We start from the raw sequence: 7,482 nt of genomic DNA on the forward strand, positions 1-7,482 counted from the left end.
ACCCTCTCGCTCCAGCTCGAGATCGTCGAAGGCATGTGGTATCCCGATGGCTACGACTCCACCGGTGTGCTCATTCCGGTCTTCGCGGAACCCGGCAAGCCACCGACCGATCCCGGCCCCCTACTCCGGGTGCGCGAGGGAACGACCATCGACGTCTCCATCCGCAATCGCATCGCCGGAAAAACCGCGACCGTGCACGGCCTTCATACTCGTCCCGGCAAGGATCAACCTGTCGAAGTTCCGTTCGGCGAGGAGCGTCACGTCCGCTTCTCTGCCGGTGCGCCGGGAGCGTACTTTTACTGGGCATCCGTCGGCGGCAAATCCCTTCAGGAGCGCGACATCGACAGCGAGCTCTCCGGGGCCTTCATCGTCGATCCACCCGGCAAGCCTGCGAAAGATCCTATCTTCATCATCAGTGCCTACGATCGCCCACCCGACCCCAAAGCCACCCCGCCGGTGCAGGAGCTGGACACTTTCGCCATTAACGGGCGTTCCTGGCCCCACACTCAGCACTTCACCCACACCGTCGGCGAGCCCATCCACTGGACTTGGATCAACGCCAGCTACGAGCCTCACCCGCTCCATCTGCACGGGACCTACTTCTCCGTCGATAGCCTCGGCGACAATGAACGCGACCGCATCTTCCCGCCGTCCGAGCGCCGCCTGGTCGTCACCGAGTCGCTCGCCGACAACGGCACCATGCGCATGACCTGGTCCCCCGAGCAACCCGGCAACTGGCTCTTTCACTGTCACATCCTTTATCACGTCACTCCCTACCTCGACCTCTCGTCCCAGATCGCCTATCCGAAGTACGAAGATTTCGTGGCCGCCCACGACCACTCCCACAAGCACATGGCAGGACTGGTGCTCGGGGTGACGGCGCTGCCGCGCCCCGGAGCGCGCGCCGCAGTCAAGCCCGCGCCCCGCCTGCTCACCCTGGTTGCGGCCCCGCGCGGCGACAAGCTTGGCGACCTGCCCGCGCTCGGATATCAGCTCTTCGCCGGCGATGTCGACCCCGCTCCCGGCACTCTCCGTGTCGTTGCTCCCGGAGTTCCTATCGTGCTCACCCGCGGCCAGCCGGTCGCCATCAAGGTCGTGAACCGCCTGCAGGACTCCACTTCGGTTCACTGGCATGGCATCCAATTGGAGAGTTACTTCGACGGGGTCGTCGGATGGGGAGGTCTTGCCCCGCAGGTCACGCCGGCCATCGCGCCCGGAGACTCTTTTGTCGCCCACTTCACGCCTCCGCGCTCCGGCACCTTCATCTATCACACCCATCTGAACGATCTGGAGCAGATCAGCACCGGGCTCTACGGGGCGCTGATTGTGGTGGACCACCACGAATCCTTCGATCCGGATTCCGACAAGGTCTTCGTCTTGAGCCGCGGCGGCATCGACGACGAGAAAGCCCCCGTGCTCATCAACGGAGTAGTCCAGGCCGCTCCTCTCTCCCTGCGCGCCGGCAAGCGCTATCGTCTGCGCTTTGTCGGCATTACCGCTGCGGCCACGGTAACGGTTTCGCTCAAGTCGGGCGACTCTGTCGCCACTTGGCGTCCGCTGGCCAAGGACGGGGCCGACCTGCCTGCTTCCTACACCGCGCCGAAGCCCGCAACCGTCGCCCTCGATCCCGGCGAAACCTACGACTTTGAGTACGTCCCCGCCGCCCCCGGCCAGTTTGTGCTCGAAGCATCTATCCGCAAGGGAAAATTGCTGGCCACTGTGCCCTTCCAGGTTGCCCCATAAACACCAACGGCGCGGCTTCTGCCGCGCCCTCTCTGTACTCTGAACTCTGTACTAGCCTTTCTTCAGTTCGATCAGCACCTGCCGCGCCACTTCCTTCAGCGTCTCGAAGACCCCCACCCCCTGGAAGGCCACCGCTTCGAACACCGGCTCGCCCTTCTTGACCAGGTCCTTCTTCAGGTCATCCACCGACATCACGTTGGGCAGGTCGCGCTTGTTGAGCTGGAGCACGTACGGGATCTTGTTGAAGTCGTAGCCGTGCTCTTTGAGGTTGTCGTTCAGGTTCTCCAGCGCTTCGACGTTGGCGTCCATGCGCTCTTCCTGGGAATCGGCGACGAACACCACCCCATCCACCCCGCGCAGGATCAGCTTGCGGCTGGCGTCGTAGAACACCTGGCCGGGGACGGTGTACAGGTGAAAGCGGGTCTTGAAGCCGCGCACCGTGCCCAGGTCCAGGGGAAGGAAGTCGAAGAACAGCGTGCGGTCGGTCTCCGTGGCCAGGGAGATCATCTTGCCCTTCTGCTTGTCGGCGGTCTTGTCGAAGACGACCTGCAGGTTGGTCGTCTTCCCGCCCAGACCGGGGCCGTAATAGACGATTTTGCAGTTGATCTCGCGGGCCGCGAAGTTGATGAAACTCAAGACCCTTGCCTCGCTGGGCGCGGCCCGCGCCGGGCACGTCGCGGCACGCGCTGGATTGAGCTGCTGGTGGTTGCGCTGCTCGCCTCTTATACCACATCGAATCACGCCCAAGGGCCAGTTTTCTCAGGCACGACGCGTGTTTCGGCGGCTCAACTTCCCGGCGGCAGCGGGAAATAACCGGGCTTGGCCTTCACATCCAGGCCCCCGCGATGCACCCGCACCTCGATATTGCGGTACGTGCCGGAGGCAGTGGCCTTGGCCAGGTAGCCGAGGGTGTACTGGTTGCGGGCGGTGGCGGTCACCCGTGCGTACGCCGTCTCGATGGCGGAGCGATCAAGCTCCGGGTACACCTCGCCGCCGGTGTCGGCCGCATAGCGATTCAGGATGTTTCCGTAAGCCGTTCCCGGGATGTGCGCCTTCTGCGCCGTCCGGTACACCGGCAGCGCGCCCGTGTCCACCGCTACTCCGTACACCGCGATCTCGCTGGAGAGCAGCACCTTGCGCACTTCGTCGTACCTCGCGCGGCTACCCCACTCCTTGCCGTCGCTGATCACGAAAATGATCTTGCGCCGGGCGCGGTCGCGTTTGGCCAGGTCGTGCGCCGCCAGCAGGATAGCGTCGTTCAGCACCTCCGATTGCCGTCCCGGGTAGTTCACCATGGGCACGCTGGGGTCCACCGGACGCCCGTTGATGGAAGGGCCGCCCGCCATCGGCCCCGAGGTCACCGGCGGCCCCGGATTCTGGCCCTTCGGCTTGACCCGCCGCAGGGCGACGGCGAAGCGGTCGGTCATGGCGCTGTAGTCCAGTTCTCGCCGCACGGTGCTGCCGAAGGTGTAGAACGCGACCTCGTCGAAATCGCTGAAAGCGCCGACCAGCGCGCCCATGGTCTCGTTCACCTTGCGCATCTCGCCTTCGGGAAGGTTCACGTCCACCACCAGGGCGGCGCTCAAGGGGAAGGGATCGCTGGTGAAGAAGTTGATGCGCTGCTCCACTCCTTCTTCCATCACCGTGAAGTCTTTGCGCAGCAGCCCCTCGACCAGGTGGCCGCTGTCGTCGCGCACGGTCACCGGGATGAACACCTGGTTCACCGTCTTGATGATGGTGAACATCTTGTCGCGGGAGTCGACCCCGGAGTCCGCGGCATGGGGGACTGCCGGCATGATGTCGGGCTTGGGGGCGGGCGCTTGCGGCTCCGCCGGGGGAGGGGCTGCTTTGGGGAATGCCGGGGGCTGCTGCGGCTGTGGCTGCGGGGCATCCGGGAGCTGCTCGGTCTTCTGCTGGGCAGCCGATGGGGCGTCCGGATGCGCCTGCTGGCCTGCTGCCACGCAGGCTGCCACCATCACTACGCACGCCACCGCCTGGGAGAACCGCATGAGGAGTGCCAAAGGTCCGCCTTCCGCCTGGTTTTACCGCAACGATGCCCGAAGTTCCTGCATCTTACGATAGTCTAGACTAGCAAAAAGGTGCTGAAAAGTATGCGAACTGGCCTCGCGGTCCGCCTCGGTCTGTCCCTCTTCGTCTTGAGCCTCTGCGCCGCGCCGCTCTGGGCGCAGGAGGCCCCCAAGGAGCAGGGGCCGGACCAGCAGGGGGAGCTGCCCACCTTCCGCACCCAGGTCAACGTGGTCAACCTGTTCTTCAACGTGAAGGACAAGCACGGCGCCCTCATCCCCGGCCTCACCAAAGACGAATTCGAGGTCTTCGAAGACGGCAAGCCGCAGACCATCAAGTACTTCTCCGCCGAGACCAATCAGCCCCTGACTCTCGGCATCCTCATCGACACCAGCGCCAGCCAGCAGCGGGTGCTGCCCATGGAGCAGGACGTGGGCGCCGCCTTTCTCAAGGAGGTGCTCACTCCCAAAGACCTTGCTTTCGTCATCAACTTCGATGTCAACGTCGAATTGCAGCAGGACTTCACCAGCTCCGCCCGGGACCTGCGCGAGGCCCTCATGCGGGTGAGGATCAATTCCGGAAGTCCCCCCGTGACCGGTATCCCCGGGGTGGGCGGCGGGCCTATCCCCCAGCACGGGACTCCCAAAGGCACGCTGCTCTACGACGCCATCTTCCTGGCCGCGGATGAGAAGCTGAAGAACGAAGTCGGCCGCAAGGCCATGATCATCCTCACCGACGGCGAAGACCAGGGCAGCATGATGATCCTGAACCGGGCCGTCGAGGCCGCGCAGAGGGCGGACACCATCGTCTACGTCCTGCTCATCGCCGACCGCGGCTTCTACTACGGCGCCATGGGCTATTCCGGCGACCGCGACATGAAGCGCCTCACCGAGCAGACGGGAGGCCGGACCATCGAAGTGGGGAACAAGTACGAGAAGGTGAAGAAGGCCTTCGACCAGATCGCCGCTGAGCTACGCAGCCAGTACAGCATCGGCTATACCCCGACCAATACCGCCCGCGATGGCAGCTTCCGCAAGATCGAGCTGGTCAGCAAGCAGGGCTACCACGTCCAGACCCGCAAGGGCTACTACGCCCCGACAAGATAGCCATCAGCCGTCAGCCATTAGCCATAAAGTAGCAGTGTCATCCCGAGGGGCTTCAGCCCCGAGGGACCTGCTTTTCTTCGCGGGGGAATGAACACCCCTGCTCGCCAGGGGCCTTCTTCAACTGAGTACTGGGCGCTGGGTACCGGGTCTACTCTCTCGGCGCAAAGTATCCCTTCCTGGCCCGCACTTTGTATTTCTTGTTGTCGGCCAGGATCTCGATGCTGCGGTACCTGCCGTTGGCAATGAACTGGGCCGGCTTGTAGGCGACTTGGTACTGACTGCGCAATTCTTCCTGGATCTCGGTAAAGGCGTTGGACACGTCCTGGATCTTGAAGGGGAAGAAAGCGCGGCCGCCGGTGGCTTCCGACATGCGTTCCAGCACCTTGTCGCCCGGCAAGCCCTTCATGTCGGCGGTATTGGTGCTGATGGCGTAGATGATGACCTCGGCGCGCTGCGCCATCTCGATGGCCTCCTCCCGCGTGACCCGGCTCTGGTTGTCGTCGCCGTCGCTCAGCAGGATGATGGCCCGGCGCGCCGGCCCCGTCACCGGCGCCTTCATCAGCTTGTCGCGGCAAGCGAAGTACACCGCGTCATACAGGGCGGTACCTCCTCCCGGCCGCAGTATGTGGATCCCTTTGGAGAGCTTTTCGGAGTCGTCGGTGAAGTCCTGCGTGACCTCGGTCGTGGTATCGAAGCCGATCACGAATGCCAGGTCCGATTTCGGCCGCACGATCTGGTTCAGGAACTCGGTCGCCGCTTCCTGCTCGAAGCGGAAGCGCAGGGCGATGGAGTTGCTCGAATCGATCAGCAGGCCGACCCGCAGGGGCAGGTCGGTCTCGCTGCGAAAGTCCTTCACCGCTTCCGGCGGCCGCTTGTCGTCCAGGAAATGGAAATCCTGTTCTTTCAGGTCCTTGATGAACCTGCCGTGCTTGTCGGTCACGGTGAAGATGACGTTCACCTCTTCCACTTTCTTGTGGAAGGTGGTGACGTCGGGGTCGTCCGTCTTGCCGCTGACAGCGCCGGGAAGCGACGCCTGTTGCGCCGGCACCTGCGGCTTAGCCCCGGCCGGAGGCGGGCCGCTGGGCGCGGGATAGCTCGGCGCCGGTGTCTGTGCCCACACCACCGCGGTCAACGCGAGAAACAAAGGAAGGGAATACACAGTCTTCATTGCGTTACTGTCGATTATAGCTGCTCACCCGCCGCGCTTGCCCGTGGAGTTCGCCGCAGACCTTTGGTAACTCTTTCACAGAACATTCCGAGCGCAGGCCGAAGGCTGATGCGAGGAAGCCCTACCCGCGGCAGGACTGCTGGCGACAGGGCTCCCTCGCTTCGCTCGGCATGTTATGTGCGGTGCTCTACCTCCGTCAGAAATCGTTCCAATTCCTCCGGCAATCCTCGGGAAAAAGTCAGGGCCTCTCCCGTTCTTGGGTGCTCGAGCTGGAGCTTGCCGGCGTGCAGAAAATTGCGCCCCAGGCTGAGGGTGCCGTTCTTGCTGCGGATCTCCCGCGGCGCCCCGTACAGCGTGTCGCCCACGACCGGGTGCCCGATCGACGCCAGGTGGACCCGGATCTGGTGGGTGCGCCCGGTCTCGATCTGGACTTCGAGCAATGCGAACTTACCGAACCGGCTCTCCACCCGCCGCAGCACCTTGAAGTGCGATACCGCCGCGCGCCCGCCGCTGCCCCGCGTGGTCATGCGCGTGCGCCGCTTGCGGTCCCGGCTGATCGGGTCGGAGATCGTTCCCCGGTCCTGTTTCGGCCAGCCATGCACCAGCGCCAGGTAAGTCTTCTTCACCGCCCGCCCGGCGAACTGGCGCGCCAGCTTGCGGTGCGATACGTCGTTCTTGGCGACGACGATCAGCCCGCTGGTTTCCTTGTCCAGACGATGCACGATGCCGGGGCGCAGCTCGCCGCCCACCCCGCTCAACGCCTGGAACCGGTGCAGGAGGGCGTTGACCAGCGTGCCGCGGTTGCGCGCATCCTCGGTCGCGCCCGATCCCGCGTGCACCATCATGCCCGCCGGCTTGTTCACCACCGCCAGCGAGTCGTCTTCGTACACCACGTCGAGCGGGATGTCCTCCGCCATGGCCCGCAGCGGCGCCGCCTTCACCTCACCCAGCACTTCGACGTGCTCGCCGCCCCGCAGCCGCTGCGATGCCTTGGCGGCGCCGCCATCGACCCGCACCTTCCTTTGCGCGATGAGCTGCTGCACCCGCACCCGGCTCACCTCCGGCAACTGTCCCGTCAGGAACTGGTCGAGGCGCTTGCCCGCGTCGTCTGCGGTGGCAGTGAAGGATTGGGGAGATTGGAGCATGCAGAGCGGATTGTAGAAGAGCGGTCAGCGATTGGCGATCAGCGTTTAGCCATCCACGCGAGCCCCAAATGGCTAGGCGCTAACCGCTAGTCGCTAATTGCTTGGGTCTTGCCGCCGGCTTCGCCCGCACCATCCACAGCACGCCACCGACGATGACCAGCACGATGGAGATCAACTGTGTCCCGCTCATCATGCCACCAAGAACGCTTCCCCGGCCGGGATCGCCGCGCAGAAACTCCAGAAAGTAGCGCTCCACGCCGTAGAGGAAGAGGTAAGCGCCCATCACCTGGCCGTC

General features: G+C 64.3%; 7 protein-coding genes. 2 read left to right on the plus strand and 5 right to left on the minus strand.

The window, feature by feature from the left end; genetic code table 11:
• A partial coding sequence (locus VMS96_08895) for a multicopper oxidase domain-containing protein (GenBank protein HVP43539.1) occupies positions 1–1,743 on the plus strand: 1,743 nt, incomplete at its 5' end.
• Positions 1,744–1,794: 51 nt separating this feature from the next.
• Here VMS96_08895 and VMS96_08900 read toward each other — a convergent pair.
• Both VMS96_08900 and VMS96_08905 read right to left on the minus strand, forming a co-directional pair.
• Positions 1,795–2,379: an ADP-ribosylation factor-like protein gene (locus VMS96_08900; protein ID HVP43540.1), complete on the minus strand. Its 585-nt coding sequence runs from the start codon at positions 2,377–2,379 to the stop codon at positions 1,795–1,797.
• A 149-nt stretch (positions 2,380–2,528) separates the two neighbouring features.
• Positions 2,529–3,764, minus strand: a complete 1,236-nt coding sequence (locus VMS96_08905; protein ID HVP43541.1) for a VWA domain-containing protein — start codon at positions 3,762–3,764, stop codon at positions 2,529–2,531.
• A 90-nt stretch (positions 3,765–3,854) separates the two neighbouring features.
• Here VMS96_08905 and VMS96_08910 point away from each other — a divergent pair, with 90 nt between their 5' ends.
• Entirely contained in the window at positions 3,855–4,874 is a 1,020-nt protein-coding gene (locus VMS96_08910) for a VWA domain-containing protein (GenBank protein ID HVP43542.1), read from the plus strand.
• Between the two features lie 148 nt (positions 4,875–5,022).
• Here VMS96_08910 and VMS96_08915 read toward each other — a convergent pair whose 3' ends face one another.
• The 3 genes from VMS96_08915 to VMS96_08925 all read right to left on the minus strand — a co-directional run.
• Positions 5,023–6,042 (minus strand): VWA domain-containing protein, encoded by a 1,020-nt coding sequence (locus VMS96_08915; GenBank protein ID HVP43543.1) that lies wholly within the window; start codon positions 6,040–6,042, stop codon positions 5,023–5,025.
• 173 nt (positions 6,043–6,215) lie between these two features.
• Positions 6,216–7,187, minus strand: a complete 972-nt coding sequence (locus tag VMS96_08920) for an RluA family pseudouridine synthase (GenBank protein ID HVP43544.1) — start codon at positions 7,185–7,187, stop codon at positions 6,216–6,218.
• Between the two features lie 79 nt (positions 7,188–7,266).
• Positions 7,267–7,482: prolipoprotein diacylglyceryl transferase family protein (locus VMS96_08925; protein HVP43545.1), on the minus strand; the 216-nt coding region annotated here is incomplete at its 5' end.

Source organism: Terriglobales bacterium (assembly GCA_035543055.1).
In the GTDB taxonomy this organism is placed as follows: domain Bacteria; phylum Acidobacteriota; class Terriglobia; order Terriglobales; family Acidobacteriaceae; genus JAIQFD01.